Raw genomic sequence first — 21,381 nt, forward strand, 5'->3', positions numbered from 1 at the left:
TTTAGTTATAATACATATTGAATATGGTAGCTGACTAAGCTTTCGATAGGCTTCTGTACAATCTGCCCCACATTTAAATTGAGTTCTGCCGCTGCTGCACGCAGAATATCTTCATAGTAATAGGCAATCGACCCGATGAAATTGATCTCTGCATTTTTTGATTCTTTGTAAGGAATCACCTGGTAGTCGAAGAAGTTAAGCATTTCTTCATGTACCATTTGCTGTAAATAAGGATGATTTTTTCTTTCTACAACAAATTTATTGAAATCTGCTAAATAGGCATTTGGCCGGGTGGTATGATACATATTTTTCAATGCCTCATCCACGGTAAGGTTATACGTTTTTTCAAATTCGTTTGAAAGATCTTCAGGGAGTTTCTGCATAAAGAATCTACGTACCAGTTGTTTTCCGATGGCACTTCCGCTGCCCTCGTCCCCGACAAGGAAACCTAATGAAGGTAATTGAATTTTTATGTTTACACCATCAAAATAGCATGAATTTGATCCAGTTCCTAAAATACAGACGATGGCCGGCTTTCCTCTGTATGCGGCATAGGCTGCTGCGGTAAGATCTTCTTTTACGATGATTTCCGCATCAGTAAATACTTTCCCCAGTTCTTCGATAATGGTATCGCAATTCTGCTGAACGCCACATCCTGAGCCGTAAAAATAGATTTTTCTGATAGAATTTTTAACGGAGGTAAGGCTTGTATTTTTTTTAATTTCGGGAACGATGAGTTCCTTGCTGATAAAATTGGGGTTGAAGCCAATGGTTTCTGTTTTCAGGAAGACTTGTTTAAAATCGTCCAGAATAACCCAATCTGATTTTGTAGAACCACTATCAACAATAGCAACCATATTTTCCATTTTAGTTTAAGGATGCTAAATTATGAATTTATCTTTTAAGATGTGGGATAATTGACATGACATATGTGTTGTTTCTAAAATCTGAAAGTAGTGTTAATTTAAATGAACATTAAAATAAAAAAGAGCAAACCAAATAAGTAAGCTCTTTGTTGCAGGAGGAAAAAATTGCATTTTCATTGTTTTATCTCTGGATTTTTATCGTTAAACTGCACAAGCCAGTCTTCGATCTCATCTTCGAGATAGGAGGTCTGAAGGATCATGGCATTGATAAAGTCATCGGGAACGGGTTCGTTGTCTGAATTTTCAAGATTCCAAAGTTCCTCTGACATATTTTCATACTCTGAATAAACGCGTTTGAAACGTGAATTTTCTCTTTCTAGAGCTTCAATATTTTTCTGCTGAAGCTGAAATTTTCTGTATTTGTTTTGGCTTTTCATACAAATATTATTAAAATTTGGGCGTAAAAAAATTTGGATCATATGATTTTTAATCATATTACAAGATAGAAAAAACCATCAACACAAATAGTTGAAAATGAATTTATTATCAGGTATAGCTTGTCTCAATTGGAAAACTAAATTTAGAAATTATTTTGAATCTAAAAAAATTTTTAACAACTTTTTTCAGGGTTTAACATATAGTTATAAATTTGCACATTATATCAATCGGATGAGAGATTTACTACTACGACAGAAGCAGGTTTTATTCTTTATCATAGCAGGAGGGCTGAGCGCTGTTGTTGAAATCGGAAGCTTTAAACTATTTAGCACCACGATCCCTCAGTTCTTTCCTCGTGAAATTAATTTCCACGGAATTCATTATCCTTTAAGTAATATTTTCTCAACAAGCTGCGGAATTATCACCAATTATTTCCTAAGCATCTGGTTTGTTTTTGAAAGAGGAAAACATTCAAAAAGAAAGGAATTTGCCTATTTCATGCTTGTTTCATTTATTTCGACATTACTGAGTCTCGGCTTCTTCCAGATTTTTTACAGCTATGTCTTTAAAGATACGATTGATCTTGTGGTTTATGCATTAAGCCCTGAAATTATCAGTAAGATTGCAGCAATCCTGCTGGTTTCGATCCTGAACTATTCAATTAAGAAGAAATTAATCTTTAACGGATAGAAATGGCAAAGGTTTTAAACTATCTCTGGAGAGCCTGGCTTCTGATTCTGGCATTTGTCTTTACCCTAATTTTTGGACTTCCGGTTTATATTTTATCATTTAATAAAAAGCATTATAAATATGCCTACCGTTTCGTAAGATATTGGAGTTACTGTATATTTTACGGTATGGGACTTCGGTATGAGTTAACCAGATTATCGAGGGAAACGCTTGACAAGAATCAGCAATATGTTTTTATTTCCAACCACACTTCGATTATGGACATTATGCTGATGTGCATCTTGTGCGCTGATCATCCGATCTGTTTCGTGGGAAAAAAAGAGCTGGTAAAAATCCCGATCTTTGGCACTATCTATAAAAGGATATGTGTAATGGTAGACCGTGGAAGCGCCAGAAGCCGTGCAGATGTATACCGCAGATGCGCCGAGAAAATGGAAGAAGGTAACAGCATTGTGATCTTTCCTGAAGGTGGTGTCCCGGATGATACTTCAATAATTTTAGATGAATTTAAAGATGGAGCTTTTACACTTTCTTCGAAACATAATTCGCCAATTGTAATCTATACTTTTATCGGATTAAAGGAAATTTTTCCGTTTGACAATTCAAAAGGTTATCCGGGTAAAGCAAAAGTATATTTTAACGGAATTTTATACCCTTCCGCACCTCCGAAAGAGCTTAAATTGTCTTCTTTTGAGACAATAAAAAAAACATTGCTAAAACACTATAATTAAAAGAAATAATATATATTTGTTTTCAGAAATTTTCAACAAATATGTCAAATTATTCTAAACAAACTAATTGGGGACAATTCATCCCATTGGTTACTGTGTTTTTCTTCTGGGGATTTGTGGCGGCAAGTAATGACATTTTGATCCCAGTTTTCCAAAAAGCTTTTAAATTATCACAAACCGAAAGTATGCTGGTGCAGATATGCTTCTATGTAGCATATACGGTGGGTTCTTTGATTTATATGGCTATTTCCAAAGGTATAAAACAGGATTTGGTTAATAAAATCGGTTATAAAAATGGTCTTATTGTAGGGCTTCTTATTTCTGCGGCAGGAACACTTTTATTTTATCCTGCAGCCAATCTGCATTCTTTTACTCTGATGATCTCGGGTCTTTTTATTGTAGGACTGGGATTTTCATTACAGCAAATTGTAGCAAATCCGTTAGCTATTGAGGTAGGTCCTGCTGAAACAGGTTCTCAAAGGCTTACCATGGCAGGAGGAATAAATAACCTGGGCACAACGATAGGTCCGCTTATTGTATCTTTCGCGATTTTCGGTTCTGCAGCTGCTGCTACAACTGACGTAAGTGTTGAAAGTGTAAAGGTTCCTTATCTAATATTAGGAGTAGCCTTTGTTCTGGTAGCTATTATGTTGAAATTTTCTTCCCTTCCGGCCATTACGCCAACCGTAACTGAAAATACGGATGATGTCGTTCCTGGACAACATAGAAAGTCCGCTTTTCAATACCCGCAGCTTTTTATGGGGATGATTGCGATATTTGTGTATGTGGGTGTGGAAGTTTCTACAGCCAGTAATCTCCCTGCCTACATGGAAAAAAGTTTAGGTTTTGAAACTAAAGATGTTGCGCCTTACATCTCTTTATATTGGGCTTCATTAATGATCGGCCGTTGGACCGGAGCTGTAGAAGCTTTTGACGTAAGCGCCGGAATTAAAAAAATATTGAGATTTTTAGCTCCTTATCTTGCTTTTGGAGTTTTCTTATTAGTGAATGCAATTGCAAAACATGATCTTTCCCATTTTTATGTATATGGATTGATTATCATTGCGATGATCATTTGTGACATTATGAGTAAAGGTAATCCTGCAAGAATGCTTCTTATTTTCTCAGTTGCGGGGATTGCGGCTCTGTTAATCGGAATGTTCACCACCGGTATGGTTTCGGTATACGCCTTTACAAGTGTAGGCTTATTCTGTTCTACTCTATGGCCTTGTATTTTTGCTTTGGCAATCAATGGTCTTGGCAAGCACACCAATGAGGGATCCGGCCTATTAATTATGATGATCATGGGAGGCGGAATTGTAAGTCTTATCCAAGGATATGTAGCAGACCTTACTAATATCCACTTCAGTTATATTGTGGGAGTAATCTGTTTTGCGTACCTTGCTTTCTATGCAATAAGAGTAAGCGGAATCCTGAAATCCCAGGGTATTGATCTTGACAAAATCACAAAAGGCAGTGGTCACTAATACAACAAAAACAATATATAAGAAAAGAGTTTGGGCAGGTTTATTACTTGCCCAATTTCTTTTGTTCTTCGCGTTCTCCAGATCTTCGGTAATGATTTCTTTTTTTGAAAACTTCTTCGAAATTCAAAAGAAATTTCATCAGCTTATCTTTTCATGGATTCCTTTTTCGTTTGGAGATGTTCTTTATATTTTATTAGGAATTTTTCTTCTTTATCATGTTATAAGCTGCTTCAGTAAAAAGAATCGGAAAAACTCTTTATTCAAAATTCTTGTATCTATTAATATCTTTTACTTTATATATCAGGTATTTTGGGGAATGCTTTATTTCCAGACTCCGATTATAAAAAAACTTCCTTCTCAAAAAGAACCGACAGTTGATAAAGCCAAAATTTTAACATTAAAATATCTGCAAAAATGCAAAGACACCAGAAAACTTACGAAAGAAGATAAAAACGGTATTTTCGTGATTGCCGATTTGAAAGCTGTGCAGAAAGAGATTCTTTACCGGCAAGCCTTACTTCCTGGAAACATTTCAGGAAAAAAAGCTCCTGGGATTAATTCTTTTAAACCTAGTCTTTTTAAAAATATTATGAGCTACACCGGAATTTTAGGGTATTACAATCCTTTTACAGCAGAATCTCAATTTAATTCCCAGCTGCCAAATACATTTATTCCTTTTACATCTGCTCATGAAAGCTCACACCAACTTGGTTTTGCAAGAGAACAGGAAGCTAATTTTGTCGGATATCTCATTGGAATCAATTCTAAAAATTTAGATTTACGCTACAGCACGGAATATTTTACTTTAAAAAGCTTACTGAATTATATTGCAGATAAAGATCCTGATTTTGTAAAGAACATACTTCGAAATTATTCTCAAGAAATGAAAAAAGACAGGGCTTATGAAAAAGCTTTTATGATGAAACATCAGGGTTTACTGGATGATTTTTTCGGATTTACCAATAATCTTTTTCTTAAGAGCAATCAGCAGGAAGGATCGATCACCTATTCTTATTTCATTGATCTTCTTCTGAATTATGAAAAGGTATAAACAAAAGAATCGTATCAGGCGATACGATTCTAAAAACACAAATGATGAAAAAAAATTTATTACCTTGACTTGTTCCCTCATTCAAGGCGTTGTAAAAGTACAATATAATTTAGAAATAAAAAAATATTTTCAAGTTTTTTTTCACAAATTTTTGACAATTAAATTTCTGAAATTGCTATAAATTCTTCTTATACTCTTTACTTTTCTTTCAAAATGCCGGTCATTACTCATTATTAGGTGATTATATCTAATATTTTTTTTTGGAGATATTTATCATTCTGCAGGGAAATAAAATTTTCAATAAAATTATAATTAAAGTAAATTTAAAAGAAGAGCTTATTCCTAAAAAATTATATATCCCAGAAAATTGAAAAAAAAGTTTGTTTTTTTCAAACATCTCCCTATTTTAGACAAAAAAATTAATATGCTATTGGACAAACTCATTAATTATCTGAAACTGGACAAACAGGAGTTTCTGTTTCAGTTCAATTCTCACCCGAATTACCCATCAGCATTAGCTTTTAGTGATACCCTTAATTTTATGGGCGTGAGAAACGATGCCTATGAGTTGGATAAAGAATATTGGGACGAGCTTCCTGAAGAATTTATTGCCATTGTTGATAATTCTTTCTCCATAGTAAAAAAATCGGGGAATCAATATTCTATTTATTCTGATAAAGCGAAAACTTTAAACAAAGAAGAACTTCATCAAAAAGCCACGGACTTTGTCTTGCTTTTTGAAAAAGATAAAGCAGAAAGTAAATCTGTTACAAGTTATAAGCCATTTGTTTATGGCATTTTTGCAATTGCGCTTTTATATTCAGTTTTAACACAGACCTGGTATGAAGCTTTATTTAATCTCCTTTCTCTCACCGGAGTTTATATTTCGCTTGAAATCTTTAACCAGAAATTCGGAAATACTTCCGTAGTGATCGGGAGCATTTGCGGTGACACAGCTGGAAATCAATCTGTAAACTCTTGTAACAAAATAATTACACAAGACAAAACGAGTATTCTCGGTCTTAAGTTTTCTGATTTTTCTCTCATTTATTTTATCGGAATTACCATTTTAGGATTATTTCTACCTACAACTTCTTTAGTGGTGAAAGGTTTTTCGTTTGCTTCAATCATTGCCATCGGCTATTCATTATACATCCAGGGATTTGTGGAAAAGACTTTCTGCAGAGTTTGCCTTTTGATTATTTCTATCCTTTTAGCTCAGCTTTTCATCAGTGCTTTTTTGTTTGAGAATATTTATTTTGATACAGGAATTGCCTTACTAAGCCTTATTTTATGGATTGTTTTGTTTTCTTCAGTCTTATATCTTAATAATACGCTTGAAGAGAAAGAAAAACTTCAGAAATCGAATGCTAAAAATTTAAAGTTTAAAAGAAATTATGACCTTTTCAAAAGAGAACTTCTGGAAAAAGAAAAAGTAACTTTCACAAATAACGAAACATTTTTTATCGGAAATAAAGATGCAAAACTTCATCTTTCCATTATTTCAAATCCGTATTGTGGATTTTGTAAAGATGCTCATAAAATAATGGAAAATTTACTTGAAAAATATCCGGAATATATTTCTGTACAGATGAGATTCAATTATTCTCCTGATCAGCAGAATGAAAAATTCACCAATCTCATTTCCGATTTCATGTACACATATAAAAACAAAACTTCGGACGATTTTTTAAAACTTGTTGACTATTGGTTTGAAACCAGGGATGAAAATAAAATCAGACAGAAAGCCGGAGCCGTTTCAGGCATTGAAGATTTAACTCCTTTGGTAGAGATGTCAGCAGAAAACAGAAATGAAGGACTTAATTTTACTCCAATCATTCTAATCAATGGATATCAGTTCCCAGATAAATACGACCGGGAAGATATTTACTATTTTATTGAAGAGTTAATGGAGGATGAAGAAACTAATAATGAAATAGTTTCCGATTTATAATATTCACTTATATTAGGACAAATTAAGCGGAACCTGAAAGCTATATAATCAAATGAAAAAGATCTTGATCATCATTGCTATATTACTTATTAATTTGTTGTACAGCCAAAAGATGACAGGTATCTATGAATTAAAATTCAGAATTAATCCAGATAAAGATAGTTTGATAACAAATATTTTTTATTTAGATATTGATGGCTTTCAATCTACTTTCAGATCTGAAATAGAAAGAAAATCAGATTCTTTAATTAATAAAAAAGGCTTTGGTTACGGAAGAAAATCTCTTTTTATAACGGATTTATATTCAAAAAAAGATTTAAAAACTAATGAAATTCAAAAATTAATAATTTCAGGTCTGGTAGGTAATCGCTACTTTATAAAAATAGATGATGAACTAAAATGGGAGATTAAGAATGAGAAACAGAAAATAGGGAATTTAGATTGCCAAAAAGCAGAAGTGGATTATGGTGGAAGGCATTGGATTGCCTGGTTTTCAGAGACCGTAAACTTACAAGAGGGTCCTTATATTTTTCATGGCTTACCAGGGCTAATTATAAAGATAACAGATCAAAATTTAGATTATGATTTTAATCTCATTCAATTAAAAAAAGCAGAAAATTATAATATCTATTTTCATAAATCAAAAGAGAAACAAATAACTTGGCTAGATTTTCAACGAATGATACAAAACTATTACAATGATCCACTATATGAAATAAAAAATAGTGGGATGAAATATACAATCGTTGATGATAAAGAAAATATCTCTACATTAAACCCCAAAATGATACAGAAAAAGCACCAAACTAATTTAAAGAATAATGACAGTAATCTAATAGAACTGGATAAAATGATTGAGTTAAAATAACAATAATATTAGCAATAGCTAATCAGATATAAAAATATTATCCAATGCTTAAAAATAAGCAATTTCCATTTTATCGCCAGCCAGACTCTAAAGACTGTGGACCTACCTGCCTTCGTATCGTAAGCAAATATTACGGAAAAAGCATTTCTTTACAGCAGATCCGTAACCTTTCGGAAACTACCCGCGAGGGAAGCAGCCTTCTGGGGCTGAGTGATGCTGCCGAAGATCTGGGTTTTCGTTCTATGGGTGTACAGATCGACTTCAATACACTTGCAGAGGAGGTTCCGCTGCCGTGTATTGTGCACTGGAACAAAAATCACTTCGTGGTCGTATACAAAATCGATAAAAATAAAAAGATCTATGTTTCCGATCCTGGTTATGGCCTTATCATTTATACAAAAGAAGAATTTATCCGACTATGGATCGGTGAAAATGCTGATGAGAAAACCGAGGAAGGTATCGTATTAATTTTAGAAACTACTCCCGCCTTCTTTCAGACTGAATTTGATGACAAGGAAAGTAAAGCAAGTTTTTCTTTTCTTTCAAAATATCTTTTAAAATACAAATCACTCGTTATCCAGCTGGCAATAGGACTGCTGGCAGGAAGTTTACTATCGCTGATTTTCCCGTTCCTTACGCAGAGTATTGTCGATGTCGGTATTCAGAATCAGGATTTGAACTTTATTTATCTCGTTCTTCTGGCTCAGATCATGCTTTTTATAGGAAGAATGGGTATCGAGGTAATTCGGAGCTGGATTTTACTCCACCTCTCTGCCAGGATCAACATCTCCATCATCTCTGATTTCTTTATTAAACTGATGAAATTGCCCATCAGCTTTTTTGATACTCGAATGACAGGAGACATCATGCAGAGGATCAATGACCATCACAGGATCGAACAGCTGTTAACAAGCTCTTCTTTGAACACATTATTCTCACTAGTGAATCTCATTATCTTCAGTATTGTTCTTTTGTTCTATGATTACCGGCTGTTTATCGTTTATCTTGTAGGTGCGGCGGCCTATATCGGGTGGATCAGTTTTTTCCTTGGAAAAAGAAAGGAGCTTGATTACAAAAGATTTTCACAAGTTTCGGAGGAGCAAAGTAAGGTGATCGAGCTAATTAACGGAATGCAGGAAATCAAAATGCATAATGCCGAAAAGCAAAAAAGATGGGATTGGGAATTTTTGCAGGTAAAATTATTTAAAATAAGGATAAAATCGCTTTCACTGGAGCAATGGCAGTCTGTGGGGGGAAATTTTATCAATCAGATGAAAGATATCCTGGTCAGCTTTCTTTCTGCAAAACTGGTCTTAGAAGGAAACCTTACGTTGGGGATGATGCTTTCTGTTCAGTATATCATTGGCCAGCTCAACAGTCCTTTACTCCAATTAATCGACTTTATCAAACAAACCCAGGATGCCAAGATTTCTCTCGAAAGACTGGGAGAAATCCATGATAAGGAAGACGAAGAAAATAAAGATGAGCAGTATGCCCATGATCTTCCACAAAAGGATATCGAAATCGAGAATCTTTCTTTCCGTTATATAGGTTCAGATGCCTATGTTTTTGAAAATTTAAATTTAAATATACCTTACCAAAAAACAACAGCCATCGTGGGAGCAAGTGGAAGCGGAAAAACAACCCTGTTAAAGCTTCTCATGAAGTTTTATGAGCCCAATGAAGGAGAAATAAGACTGGGGAATACGAAGCTTAAACATATTTCTCCGAGATTCTGGCGAGATCACTGCGGGGTAGTGATGCAGGAAGGTTATGTATTCAATGACACGATTGCCCATAATATTGCCGTGGGTGAAGATTATGTTGACAAACAAAAATTAAGGAAAGCGGTAGAAATTGCCCACATTAAGGATTTTATTGAAGAATTGCCGTTAAGCTACAACACAAAAATCGGAAACGAAGGTCTTGGTGTAAGTGGCGGACAAAAACAAAGGCTCTTCATTGCCAGGGCCGTATATAAATCTCCGGATTATATTTTCTTTGATGAGGCAACCTCGGCTCTTGACGCCAATAACGAAAAAATCATCATGGAAAATCTTGAGCAGTTTTTTAAAGGCAAAACCGCAATCGTTATTGCCCATAGGCTTTCAACGGTAAAGCACGCCGATAAAATTATTGTTTTGGATAAAGGGAAAGTCGTTGAAGAGGGAAATCATTCTGAACTGGTGGCCTTAAGAGGTGAATATTACAGGCTTGTAAAAAACCAATTGGAATTAGGAAATTAATTATTTATACTTAAAATAAACTTTAAAAATAGTGGAATCCGAAAAACTAATAGAGTAGGAACAAATTAAAAACAAATTATTATGAAAAATTTAAAAAAACTAAATCGAAAAGAATTAAAAAACGTTGCAGGGAGCGGACCTGGTGACTGGCAATTGTATTGTGATCCAAATTACTCTGGAAGTGGTTCACCAAAAGGTACATGTGTTACAGGATACGTAATGTGTCTAGACTGTTGCTACAAAGTAGGTCAATCAATTTGCTAATCAAATCAAAGAGGCTGTTTAATATAGTCTCTTTGAAATTTATACAGGCAATTATTTTAATAATAAATAAACCATATTAAAGCAGAGACTAAATATATTTTGTTAATTTTAATCAACCAATTCAAAAATCTATTAGTTATGAAAAATTTACAGAAAATCGGAAGAAAAAATCTTCGAGAAATTCATGGTGCAGGACCTGTTCCTGTATTTCCGTGCAATTGTTTCTGCTACATCAACAATATAAAACAGTGGAATGCATGCAACCGTTACTGTCCCGATGGAGATATTCCAGGAGTAGAGCCTGGCAATAATCCGAAATGTGATTATACATTGCCATTATAGCATTAATTCAGAAATCACTCAATAATCTTCAGATCATAAAGATGATGGAGATTATTGAGTTTTATTTTTATATGAAAAAAGACGTTTTAGATACTATTGAATTACGCTCAGAAAGCGTTCAGGATATTCTTACACAGCCTCCTCACTGGATGATCCGATGGGGAAACACCATTATATTTTTAATTCTTGTGATGATTCTCATCATGAGCTACATGATCCGGTATCCTGAATTTATCCCTGCCCCGATTGTGGTAACCTCTCAAAATCCGCCGGAAAAACTGGAAGCCCGTACCAATTCGAAAATCGAAAAGATTTTTATTAAAGATCATCAGCATGTTAAAAAGAATGATGTTCTGATGGTCATGCAGTCGACAGCGAATTATAAAGATATCCTGGAACTGAAAAAGCTGGTTGATTCTATAACGCCGGATCAGCTGGCCTCATTTCCTTTAAGCAAAGCCTCAAACTTTAAACTTGGTGAACTGCAAGGGGATTACAACAATTTTGCAAAGGCATTTCAGGATGAAGCATTATTTACAAGGCTGCAGCCTTATGCCCCGGAAAATCTTGCCGCCAATCAAAGCCTCTCAGAATACCGTGTGAGAATCGCTACATTAAAACAGCAGAAAAGTCTTGAACAGGCCAAATATGAAATTACCAAAAAGAATTATCAGCGTTCGCAGGAGTTGTTTAATCAAGGCGTAATTGCGGCCGTAGAACTTGAAAATGAAAAAATAAAATTTCTGCAGGCTCAACAAAATTTAGAAAACATCAATATTTCTCTTTCACAGATCGAAGAGGGAATTTCCAATGTCAACAAAACAAAAAGCGGAACAGCAATTAATACCGAAAAGGATAAAATCACATATTCGTCACAAACTTTACAGCTTTTCGAACAGCTCAGAAAATCACTAAAAGAATGGGAACAGAATTACCTGATCATTTCCAATACAGATGGTGAGGCCAGCTTTCAGCAGTTTTTTGGTGAAAATCAATTTGTAAAGGCTGGAGATGCCATCTTATCCATTTTACCCGATAACAAAGAAAAGCTTGTGGGAAGAATGGCTGTTCCCGCCGCTAATTCAGGGAAGATCATTGCCGGTGAAAAAGTATTAATCAAACTCGATAATTACCGCTACCAGGAATATGGGATTGTGGAAGGAAAAGTGCAGAATATTTCTCTTTCTCCTGATAAAGACGGAAATTATTATGTAGATATTGCTCTTCCAAAAGGATTGAAAACTTCATACAACAAAACTCTGACATTCGATAAGGAATTAAAAGGTAGCGCCGAAATTGTGACACAAGATTTACGCTTAATTGAAAGATTCTTCTATCAAATCAGAAAATTATTGGGATACCAAAGCTAGCAAATTTTAAAGCCGAAGAGTCTTCTTTGGCTTTTACTATCTTATAGTAGAAAATACAATTATCTTAAAAAGTAAAAAGTCTGCAAGAGTATCTTACAGACTTTTTTTGTAGCGAAGACGGGAATTGAACCCGTGACCTCAGGGTTATGAATCCTGCGCTCTAACCAACTGAGCTACCTCGCCTTTTTGGTGGTGCAAATATAGAAAATATTTACAACTAACCAAAATTATTTTAGCTTAAAATATTCCAAAACATCACCTACATGTTCTGGTTTACTGATAATCTTATTGTTAGCATCCAAAATAAAATACGTCGGTGTTGCATGAACGTTATACGTATCGGCGTAGCTACTATTCCATCCTCTTAATTCGGTATCATTTACCCATGGAAATGCACTGATTTTTTTGGTATAAGAATCCTTGTCAACATCCAACGACAAACCAACAACCTGAATATTTTTCGCTTTTAGGTCATTATATTTTGCCAATAACTGCGGAAGCTCACTTTCACAGTGAGAACACGTAGACGACCAAAATATCACAACTTTTTGATCAGCCTTTATATCATGAAGGGTTTTAGCATTTGTATTGACCGGAGATTGAAATTTATAATTAGGAAAAACAGCACCGATTTCAACATTAGCATTTGATTTTAAAGTAGATGCCAATCTGTCTGTAATTGTACATTTCAGATTTTTAGCCAGACCAAGGTATTTATCTTTAAAATCCTGCATGTCGTATACATCGAAAATATCGATTAATTCAGAAAGAACAGTTTGCCCTCTAGGAGTTTCCACTTTTAATCTATCGAGGAGTTTATCTACAGATGTGCTGACATTGGTATTGCCTCCGGAATTAAGATATGACACAAGCACAGGTCTCAATAAAGACGATGTTTCCAGCATGTCATTCGATTTATCAATAAAATTAATTATATCATCCTGACTTACTTTTTTCGAGGTATCATTAGAAAGGAATTTATTATAATTCGTATTATAGTAATAAATAAACGGATGCTTTGCCTGATCTATCCCCTCAGAACTGCCGTTGAGTCTGTTTATTTCGGCTTTTAGCGCTTTACCAAAATCTGTATCATCTTTATAATACTCTTTTATCTGTGACAATGCGGGAAGTATGAGCTCTTTTTTCTGAGATCCTTCCTGGAATTTACTCATAAGATCATTGGCTTCATCAATATAAGTAATATCCTTAATTTTATTGTTCTGTGTTTCAAGTTTTACATTGACATTTTTATTTTCAGAAATAAAATTAAATGTATTGTTTGAGCTTGGGAAATAAACTTTCATCATTCCCATGTAATTCTTAGGATATTTAAAAATCCATGTATTATTTTTACTTTGTTCCTTTGAAAAAATAATGTCTTTGGAACCATTCAAAGTATATAAAATAGCATCTTGATCTTTGAAATCAGCAGGGGCCTTAATCGTAACGGAAAACTGTGCCTGTAATGAAAATGCAGCTATTAAAGCCGGTATTGTAAAAATCTTTTTCATAGGGTAAAAATAAAAAAACTCTCCGAGTAATCAGAGAGTTTAATATTTTTTTAATAAAAATTATATTTTCTTGGTTGTATACTTTCTACTGAAGAATATTATTAGCATAATCGCTACAATACCTAAAATGTATATATACATATCAATAGGTGAAGATTGTACTCCAGGTCCTACAATTCCTTTAGCACTTGAATTAGGCGGCGGAACTTTATCCTGGGCATTGATGATCAGTTGAAATCCGAGTAGAAAAAAAACAGGAATAAATTTATTTATTGCTTTCATATTTATTATTTTAAGATTTTAGCAGTAACGATTTCTCCCTTTTCGGAAACAACTTTTACTAAATAAGCATTTTTAATTTTATTATCTAGTTCAATGACAAAATCTGTTGAAGTATCCACAGCTTTTTTAGTGATAACCAGCTTACCACTCATATCATAAACGTCAATATCTGCCTTTTTCCAGTTAGGATCAAATCTCACAATGTAATTAGTTATTGCAGGATTATAAACTACCATAGTACGAGAAGGTGTAGACGTTTGGGTATCGGCTGTTGATAGTACAATGTTGCTTGGCTCTCCATAATAAAGATCAAATTCTGCAGTATTTACAGGAATTACCGCTCCCTGAACAGCCTGCTGAACAGTTCCATTTTGGGGTCTATAGTAGAAACCAATTCCTGAAGATAATGCATGGGTTCCATTACTCACTAAATTGGCATTTTCTCTTATTTCAAATTTGTAGGATTTTATTTTATTAAGATCATAATTTACCATCTTAATATTTTTTCCTGTAAAGTTATTTTCATTAGCCTCATTAATATACAACCAGTATTGGCCAGAATAATTGGTATCATATCCACCTGTAGGAGCTTCTTCAAATGTTCCTAAAATATCAGAAGTATTTGCCTTTACCTGAGTTAAGGCTTCGGAAGTAGAATGTCCTGTGGTACCATCAGGATAAACAACATAGTAAGTTCTTGCAACCTCATTACCATTAGCATCAAGCCCAATAACTCCTAATTGTTTTACTGTATTATTTAATGTATTTTTATTGGCAGTAACATTATAAGTTGTACCAGCACTTCTGCTATAATAATTGAATCTTCTAAGATTAGCAAAATTAATCTTATTATCATTTGGATCAACCACACTATTACTGGTAAGTTTAATAACAAAAGTTCCTAGCGGTCTTACCATTACATAGTCTACATCACCCGTTGGAACACCAGACATAAATGTTATATATTTATATGCACCACTTCCTAATGCAAAAGTTCCTCCTGATGTACTCTGAACGGCACCACCCGAAATTTCCAGTCTTACTCCTTGAATTGTTTTTAAGTTGACACCATCGCCGTTACTATCATCTATAGCGATTTGTGATAAATCAAGATTTGTTAAGAATGGATTTGCGTAGTGATACATGTACCTTCCATAGGTTCCGGACCAGGGTGTTGTCACAAACTCATCCTGAAGATAGGTATAGTACTTTTCATGATATTGATTTTCTGCATTACCATTAGTTCCAAAATTTACGGTGGCTCCTGCACCTTGAAGCGTAATAACACTGCCTTCACTTAAAGGACGTCCTTTGATTGTTCTAGTAACAGTGCTTACATCAAGGCCATTTCCTCCCAACATATAGTAAGCTATACTAGGATATTCAGGACTTCCTATATAAGAAGAAGGACTAACACTCATCGGAACAACATTGGTATTATTAACCATGAGAACATCGTTTTGAGATCGTCTTGCATTGTTAAATGTTTTACCTAGTTCCGTACTTAAGCTCCCTACTCTTTTATAATAGAAGGGTAATCCTATTTGCTGATAAGTACCATGATTGATGGCTCTAAATTCCTGATCTATGATACCTATAATGTTTAATTGATTTAGCCCTGAGATGTAGAGTTGGCCATAAGTGTAAGTTGGTGTAGCAGATGAACTATTTACATTATACTGGTCATACTTATCCGGTTCATTCAATTTATTGATAAAATTACCACCTCCGTTCGCTTCCGTTTTATCAATCCCTACCGGAGCAGACATATCAATAGTTTTAAAATAGTCGCTGGAAGTTCCTTCAATCATAAAATTACCATGATTTTCGATACTTCCACTACCTCTCATTTGTAACCCCCCACCAGAGTAAAACAGAGTTCCTTTACTGACGTAAGTAAGCGCAGTATCATCTACGTGAACTAATATATTCTGCGCCTGAACAGAATAAATAGCCGCTATTAAGCCAATAGCAAATAAATTTTTTCTCATTGTATGTATTATTTGTGTGTTATACAATATTTCAATTGCAAAGTTATATTTTTTTCATTAAAAAACAAAAATATTTTACTTATTAACAAAAATGTTATCCTCAGTTAATATAATTTTCTTTTCTTCACCGATGGAAAACATATAGTCTTCGAGCACTTTTTCCGTTGTCCCTCTGAGTCCTCTGGCACCTAATCCTTTTTCAATCGTTTCCTCTACAATTTTCTCAATTGCTCCATCTGTGAAAACAAGATCAGCCCCGTCCATTTTGAAAAGTTCGATGAATTGGTTAACAATTGAATTCTTAGGTTCCTTCATAATCCTGATCATCGTTTCTTTGGTAAGTTTGTCAAGATAAGTAATGATCGGGAATCGTCCCAACAACTCAGGAATTAAACCGAATGAACGAAGATCAATGGCATTAATATTTGTTAAAACATATTCATCTTCATCAGTTTTATTGATTTTCTCAGCACTGAAACCGATAGCCTGCTTATTCATTCTTCGTTCGATAATTTCCTTGATTCCATCGAATGCACCACCGGCAATGAACAGGATATTCTGAGTATTCACCTGAATATATTTTTGGTCCGGGTGCTTTCTTCCCCCTTGAGGCGGAACGTTAACAATACTTCCTTCAAGCAACTTTAATAAACCCTGCTGAACTCCTTCTCCGGAAACATCTCTTGTAATGCTCGGATTATCTGATTTTCTGGCGATCTTATCAATTTCATCAATGAAAACAATTCCTCTTTCAGCTTTCTCCACATCATAATCTGCCACCATCAGAAGTCTGGATAAAATACTTTCAACGTCTTCTCCTACATATCCTGCTTCAGTTAAAATAGTAGCATCAACAATACAGAAAGGCACATTAAGCTCTCTAGCGATGGTTTTTGCCAATAAAGTTTTTCCTGTTCCGGTTTCACCAATCATGATGATATTTGATTTCTCAAGCTCAACCTCGCGGTTTTCGTTCTGGGCGTGGAGTAATCTTTTGTAATGATTGTAAACAGCGATTGACAATTGTTTTTTTGCCTGATCCTGCCCGATAACATATTGATCCAAAAATTCCTTGATTTCTTTTGGCTTTTTCAGCTCTTCCATATTTTCAGCAGGAGAGAATCCTGTTTTTGCCGAACTGTCTTTTACGATGGCATGCGCCTGCTCGATACAGTTTTCACAAATAAAACCATTCTGACCGGAAATCAGCATCTGCACTTCATTTCTCTTTCTTCCGCAGAAAGAACACTGGTTTGAATTCATTTTTATATATAGGTAAATATAGATTAAATAAACTCGTAAAAATTTACGAGTTTATTGTTTTTTAAGAATTAATAATCGAGTTCTGAATTTCAGTATACTCTTCATTTGTAAGCTTCAGTCTTTCATTTCTGAAATTCATATCTTCCATTTTATTTAAAGGAATCAAATGAATATGAGCATGAGGTACCTCTAGTCCTACTACTGCTACCCCTACTCTAACACAAGGGATTGCATTTTTAATTTTTTTTGCAACTTCCTGAGCAAATCCCCAAAGATTTTTATATTCTTCACTTTCAAGATCAAAAATAAGGTCTATTTCCTTTTTGGGAACTACCAACGTATGACCTTTCACCAAAGGCATTGCATCCAGAAAAGCAATAAAGTGATCATTCTCGGCAATTTTGTATGAGGGAATTTCGCCATTGATGATCTTCGTAAAAATTGTGCTCATTTTTCTAAAATTTAGAGTTCAGCAGTCAGATTTGATTATAAAGTAATATCTAATACTTCAAAAGAAAGTTTATTTCCGTTAGGAAGTGTGATATCCGCAGTTTCACCGACAACTTTGCCTAAAAGACCTTTTGCAATCGGAGTATTCACAGAAATTTTTCCAGCTTTAAGATCGCTTTCATTATCAGGAACCAGCGTAAATACCTGCTCCTGTTTTGTGGCATTATTTTTCAGTCTTACTGTGGTAAGAATTGAAACTTTTGAAGTATCAAGTTGACTTTCATCTATGATCTTGGACGTAGCTATAGCATCTTTCAGCTTTGAAATTCTCATTTCAAGCATTCCTTGAGCTTCCTTGGCTGCATCATACTCTGCATTTTCAGACAAATCTCCCTTGTCTCTTGCTTCTGCAATCTGCTGGGTGATCTTTGGTCTTTCTACAGTTTCCAACTGTTCCAGCTCAGCTTTCATTTTGTCTAATCCCTCCTTTGTAACATAGCTTGCCATAATTTTCAAAATTTAGTTTTAGTATAAAAAAATAATCCGACATTTGCCGGACAATGTTTTCGAGTTGTAATCGTTTAATTTTTACAAATATATAAAAATTTAAATTGAAATGAAAAAAACTTTCTCAATATTATCTATAATAACATTATTGATAGTCAGTATTTTAGCCATAAAATCTTGTGGGAGCAGAGAAGATACCGTAAGTTGCTTCCCCAGTAATCCTATAAATGTCACACTTAATCTTAATCTTCCTGCCTATTACGTTCTGAACCAGGTTGGAGGATGGGTTTATATTAATGAACAACAATCCGGTACCAGAGGCCTTATCGTGGTAAGAGCCTCCGATACAACCTTTAAGGTCTATGACCGGAATGCTCCGCATATATGCCCTGATAATAATACAACACTTGAAGTTCAGGAAAACATCAGGGTAGTTTGTCCAAAGGATAATGCACAGTGGATACTTCTTACCGGACAACCTACAGCCGTGGCCAATGTACCTCCTAAAACTTATCTTTACAATTATGACCCATCGGGGAAAATTTTAAATATTTATTATTAAATGAAAGTTGTCGTACAAAGAGTTTCAGAATCCAGTGTAAAAGTAGACGGAAAAATTGTAGGAGAAATCGGAAAAGGATTGATGTTGCTGGTAGGAATTGACGAAAATGATACTCAGACAGATGCCGACTGGCTTGTGCAGAAAATTTTAAACTTAAGAATTTTCGGAGATGATGAAGGCAAAATGAATCTTTCCGTACAGGACATTAAAGGTGAAATCTTGTGTATCAGTCAGTTTACTCTGATTGCGGATTACAAAAAAGGTAACCGCCCGTCATTCATTAAAGCGGCAAAGCCCGATAAAGCCATTCCGCTATTTGATTATTTTAAAGATGAAATTTCAAAATCCGGATTAAAAACCGAGAGCGGAATTTTCGGAGCCGACATGAAAGTTTCACCAATTAATGACGGACCTGTAACAATTGTGATGGATTCTGTAATTAAATCTTAAATTTGCACCTAATTTTTAATTAACAAAAAATGAAAAAAACATTCGTTACTTTACTTATTCTCGGCGGAATAAGCTCTGTGTATGCTCAAAAAAGCTATACTGAAGATCAAAAAGCTTCTTATTATATCGGTCTTGATATTGCACAAAATATGAAGAGACAAGGTTTCGCAGTAGATCCCGACTTGCTTGCCCAGGCAATGAAAGATGAGTTTGGAGATAAGCCAAAACTATTTCCAAAAGAAGAAATGGGGAATTTTATGCAGGGCTTTATGCAGAAGCAGAATGAAAAAAGAATGGCTATAGAAAAAGCTAAGGCGGAAGAAAATAAAAAGAAAGGAAATGATTTTCTCGCTAAAAATAAGCTTAATAAAAATATAAAAACCACTGCCAGTGGCCTTCAGTACGAAGTGCTTAAAGAAGGCGACGGAAAAGCAAAACCGACTGCAACGAGCACCGTAACTGTTATCTATGCCGGAAAACTGATGGATGGAACGGTATTCGACTCTACAGAGAAAAACGGTGGAAAACCTGCTGAACTTAGCCTTTCCGGAGTAATAAAAGGATGGACCGAAGGTATACAGCTGATGAGTAAAGGGGCAAAATACAGATTCTATCTGCCTGCCGACCTTGCTTATGGCGACAATGGTGCCGGGAATATCATTCCTCCAGGATCAACGCTTATTTTTGATGTCGAACTGGTTGATTTCAAATAAATTTTAATCATACAAAAAACAAAAACGTCTTTCATTGCTGAAAGACGTTTTTTCCAATAAACTTTTATAAAAAAACTAATTCGCAGGAATACTGCTGAAATTAAGAGCAATTCTGAGATTCATGTCTGAACTTGTCTGATTTTTCAGTTCGTAAACCGTTCTTACGGTAACCCCTGTACTTTTCACGACCTCATCAAGAAAACCTGAATTTTCAAGATCAAGCGTTAGGCTTGAAGCATCGGTAGCGATATTCGTCCTTGAGGCAACCAGCCTTTCTCCTGTACCGCTTGATGATATATAAACTTTAATTGATTTAAAAGCACTTAAATTTCCTCCCGAAGGTGATACTACAGAAACTTTAGCATCGGAAATTCTTACATCTTTAATTTTTGCATTATTGTTTCCCCCAAACCAAGTTTGCACATTGGATGCTGTTGCGGTAGATGAAACTTCTTTATCTGCAGGAACGCCTGTTGAAATCAAAACATTAGCTGTATAAGGAAATGTATTCTGAACCAACGACTGCACTGTTCCGCAGCTTACTACAGCAAGTGAGGCCACTGCCGCTGTCAAAATCATATTTTTCATATTGATAAATTTTAAAGTTTTGCAAGCAGAAATTATACCAAATTCCAAAACATCATTCTATACTTACTGTAAAATTTCCTTTGGTATTTCCTGAGGCCATATTACTTTTACCGATAATCAGCCACACCTCGCCTTTATTTTTTATTTCATAGGTAAGATCTCTCCCGAAAGGACCATCGTAATCGCCGTTTGGTAATTTTATCTGATTGAAGCGTATGTTAAAATCCTTCTCTTTGGTCGAAATTCTGGCCTTTATTTCAGGATTACTGTAATCGGTAATTTTGAGAACAAGCTCCTGATTGTCTTTAGTAAATTCCTCACCCAATGTTATCGGAAGATGCTCACCGTCTACCGTTCTGATGATTTGTCCGTCCTTAACTTCTCTCATAACGCCGGTGCGTAAAACATCCTTCGTTTTTGGAGCATTATTGATAATGGAATCTTTCATCTTTACGGCAGAGGAATCTGTTTTTTCAGGATTTGCAGTTTGTTCCGTTGTCGACGCCAGTGAATCCGTATTCTGCGTTTCCTGTATTTTCGATTCTTTTTTACATGATATGATGATGAGTGGGATGAGAAAAAATATTTTTTTCATAATGGCTGTATTAATTTAATGTATTAAGCTTTAATTGTTTATGTTTAAATTTTAAACAAAATAATTTTCAGTATTTCAAACTTTGAGTATATGAAGATGCCAAAATTATTCCAATGGCTTATTTTTTAGCTTAAAAAAATATTAGGATTTGATTTAAAG

General features: G+C 34.7%; 23 protein-coding genes and 1 tRNA gene. 13 read left to right on the plus strand and 11 right to left on the minus strand.

Features of this window, described 5'->3' with window-relative positions:
• Positions 1-5: 5 nt before the first annotated feature.
• The gene (locus BMW64_RS09320; protein WP_090000119.1) at positions 6-857 is read right to left on the minus strand and encodes a BadF/BadG/BcrA/BcrD ATPase family protein; all 852 of its coding nucleotides are present in this window, start codon (positions 855-857) and stop codon (positions 6-8) included.
• A gap of 182 nt (positions 858-1,039) precedes the next feature.
• The gene (locus BMW64_RS09325) at positions 1,040-1,303 is read right to left on the minus strand and encodes a hypothetical protein (RefSeq protein ID WP_089999723.1); all 264 of its coding nucleotides are present in this window, start codon (positions 1,301-1,303) and stop codon (positions 1,040-1,042) included.
• A gap of 232 nt (positions 1,304-1,535) precedes the next feature.
• Here BMW64_RS09325 and BMW64_RS09330 point away from each other — a divergent pair, with 232 nt between their 5' ends.
• The 10 genes from BMW64_RS09330 to BMW64_RS09375 all read left to right on the plus strand — a co-directional run bounded on the left by BMW64_RS09330 (position 1,536) and on the right by BMW64_RS09375 (position 12,307).
• The gene (locus BMW64_RS09330) at positions 1,536-1,994 is read left to right on the plus strand and encodes a GtrA family protein (RefSeq protein WP_089999724.1); all 459 of its coding nucleotides are present in this window, start codon (positions 1,536-1,538) and stop codon (positions 1,992-1,994) included.
• A 2-nt stretch (positions 1,995-1,996) separates the two neighbouring features.
• Entirely contained in the window at positions 1,997-2,725 is a 729-nt protein-coding gene (locus BMW64_RS09335; RefSeq protein ID WP_089999725.1) for a lysophospholipid acyltransferase family protein, read from the plus strand.
• A 41-nt stretch (positions 2,726-2,766) separates the two neighbouring features.
• Positions 2,767-4,212, plus strand: a complete 1,446-nt coding sequence (locus BMW64_RS09340; protein WP_089999726.1) for a sugar MFS transporter — start codon at positions 2,767-2,769, stop codon at positions 4,210-4,212.
• Positions 4,202-5,263, plus strand: a complete 1,062-nt coding sequence (locus tag BMW64_RS09345) for a DUF3810 domain-containing protein (protein WP_228400902.1) — start codon at positions 4,202-4,204, stop codon at positions 5,261-5,263. The genes BMW64_RS09340 and BMW64_RS09345 overlap by 11 nt, the downstream gene beginning before the upstream one ends.
• Before the next feature lie 424 nt (positions 5,264-5,687).
• Positions 5,688-7,217, plus strand: coding sequence for a thioredoxin domain-containing protein (locus tag BMW64_RS09355; protein WP_089999729.1), 1,530 nt, complete (start codon positions 5,688-5,690; stop codon positions 7,215-7,217).
• 52 nt (positions 7,218-7,269) lie between these two features.
• The gene (locus BMW64_RS09360; RefSeq protein ID WP_089999730.1) at positions 7,270-8,085 is read left to right on the plus strand and encodes a GLPGLI family protein; all 816 of its coding nucleotides are present in this window, start codon (positions 7,270-7,272) and stop codon (positions 8,083-8,085) included.
• A 44-nt stretch (positions 8,086-8,129) separates the two neighbouring features.
• Positions 8,130-10,331 carry a peptidase domain-containing ABC transporter gene (locus tag BMW64_RS09365; protein WP_089999731.1) on the plus strand — a complete coding sequence of 734 codons (2,202 nt, stop codon included), beginning with the start codon at positions 8,130-8,132 and terminating at the stop codon, positions 10,329-10,331.
• Positions 10,332-10,412: 81 nt separating this feature from the next.
• Complete coding sequence (locus BMW64_RS21150) at positions 10,413-10,595, plus strand: bacteriocin-like protein (protein ID WP_312902485.1); 183 nt, start codon at positions 10,413-10,415, stop codon at positions 10,593-10,595.
• A gap of 138 nt (positions 10,596-10,733) precedes the next feature.
• Positions 10,734-10,937, plus strand: coding sequence for a bacteriocin-like protein (locus BMW64_RS09370; RefSeq protein WP_089999732.1), 204 nt, complete (start codon positions 10,734-10,736; stop codon positions 10,935-10,937).
• A 41-nt stretch (positions 10,938-10,978) separates the two neighbouring features.
• Positions 10,979-12,307, plus strand: coding sequence for an HlyD family secretion protein (locus tag BMW64_RS09375; protein ID WP_228400903.1), 1,329 nt, complete (start codon positions 10,979-10,981; stop codon positions 12,305-12,307).
• A 109-nt stretch (positions 12,308-12,416) separates the two neighbouring features.
• Here the strand turns inward: BMW64_RS09375 and BMW64_RS09380 are convergent.
• From BMW64_RS09380 to greA, 7 genes are all read right to left on the minus strand, one after another.
• A tRNA-Met gene (locus BMW64_RS09380) sits at positions 12,417-12,490 on the minus strand.
• A gap of 44 nt (positions 12,491-12,534) precedes the next feature.
• On the minus strand, positions 12,535-13,821 hold the full coding sequence (locus tag BMW64_RS09385) for a TlpA family protein disulfide reductase (protein ID WP_089999733.1): 1,287 nt from the start codon (positions 13,819-13,821) through the stop codon (positions 12,535-12,537).
• 60 nt (positions 13,822-13,881) lie between these two features.
• On the minus strand, positions 13,882-14,103 hold the full coding sequence (locus tag BMW64_RS09390; protein WP_089999734.1) for a hypothetical protein: 222 nt from the start codon (positions 14,101-14,103) through the stop codon (positions 13,882-13,884).
• 5 nt (positions 14,104-14,108) lie between these two features.
• Positions 14,109-16,094, minus strand: coding sequence for a T9SS type A sorting domain-containing protein (locus BMW64_RS09395; protein WP_228400904.1), 1,986 nt, complete (start codon positions 16,092-16,094; stop codon positions 14,109-14,111).
• Positions 16,095-16,169: 75 nt separating this feature from the next.
• Positions 16,170-17,357, minus strand: coding sequence for an ATP-dependent Clp protease ATP-binding subunit ClpX (clpX, locus tag BMW64_RS09400; protein WP_089999735.1), 1,188 nt, complete (start codon positions 17,355-17,357; stop codon positions 16,170-16,172).
• Between the two features lie 61 nt (positions 17,358-17,418).
• Positions 17,419-17,808 carry an HIT family protein gene (locus BMW64_RS09405; protein WP_089999736.1) on the minus strand — a complete coding sequence of 130 codons (390 nt, stop codon included), beginning with the start codon at positions 17,806-17,808 and terminating at the stop codon, positions 17,419-17,421.
• Between the two features lie 35 nt (positions 17,809-17,843).
• Positions 17,844-18,314 carry a transcription elongation factor GreA gene (gene greA, locus BMW64_RS09410; protein WP_089999737.1) on the minus strand — a complete coding sequence of 157 codons (471 nt, stop codon included), beginning with the start codon at positions 18,312-18,314 and terminating at the stop codon, positions 17,844-17,846.
• A 109-nt stretch (positions 18,315-18,423) separates the two neighbouring features.
• Between greA and BMW64_RS09415 the strand changes: the two genes are divergently transcribed.
• The 3 genes from BMW64_RS09415 to BMW64_RS09425 are packed head-to-tail and all read left to right on the plus strand — an operon-like array spanning position 18,424 to position 20,039.
• Positions 18,424-18,876, plus strand: a complete 453-nt coding sequence (locus BMW64_RS09415) for a hypothetical protein (RefSeq protein WP_089999738.1) — start codon at positions 18,424-18,426, stop codon at positions 18,874-18,876.
• Complete coding sequence (gene dtd / locus BMW64_RS09420) at positions 18,877-19,326, plus strand: D-aminoacyl-tRNA deacylase (protein WP_089999739.1); 450 nt, start codon at positions 18,877-18,879, stop codon at positions 19,324-19,326.
• Between the two features lie 29 nt (positions 19,327-19,355).
• Entirely contained in the window at positions 19,356-20,039 is a 684-nt protein-coding gene (locus BMW64_RS09425) for an FKBP-type peptidyl-prolyl cis-trans isomerase N-terminal domain-containing protein (protein ID WP_089999740.1), read from the plus strand.
• 75 nt (positions 20,040-20,114) lie between these two features.
• On the opposite strand, the gene BMW64_RS09430 is transcribed toward BMW64_RS09425, so the two are convergent.
• Positions 20,115-20,627, minus strand: coding sequence for a hypothetical protein (locus tag BMW64_RS09430; RefSeq protein ID WP_090000122.1), 513 nt, complete (start codon positions 20,625-20,627; stop codon positions 20,115-20,117).
• Between the two features lie 52 nt (positions 20,628-20,679).
• Entirely contained in the window at positions 20,680-21,222 is a 543-nt protein-coding gene (locus tag BMW64_RS09435; RefSeq protein WP_089999741.1) for a hypothetical protein, read from the minus strand.
• Positions 21,223-21,381: the final 159 nt, after the last annotated feature.

The sequence above is a fragment of the Chryseobacterium taichungense genome (assembly GCF_900109935.1).
GTDB classification, from domain to species: Bacteria; Bacteroidota; Bacteroidia; order Flavobacteriales; family Weeksellaceae; genus Chryseobacterium; species Chryseobacterium taichungense.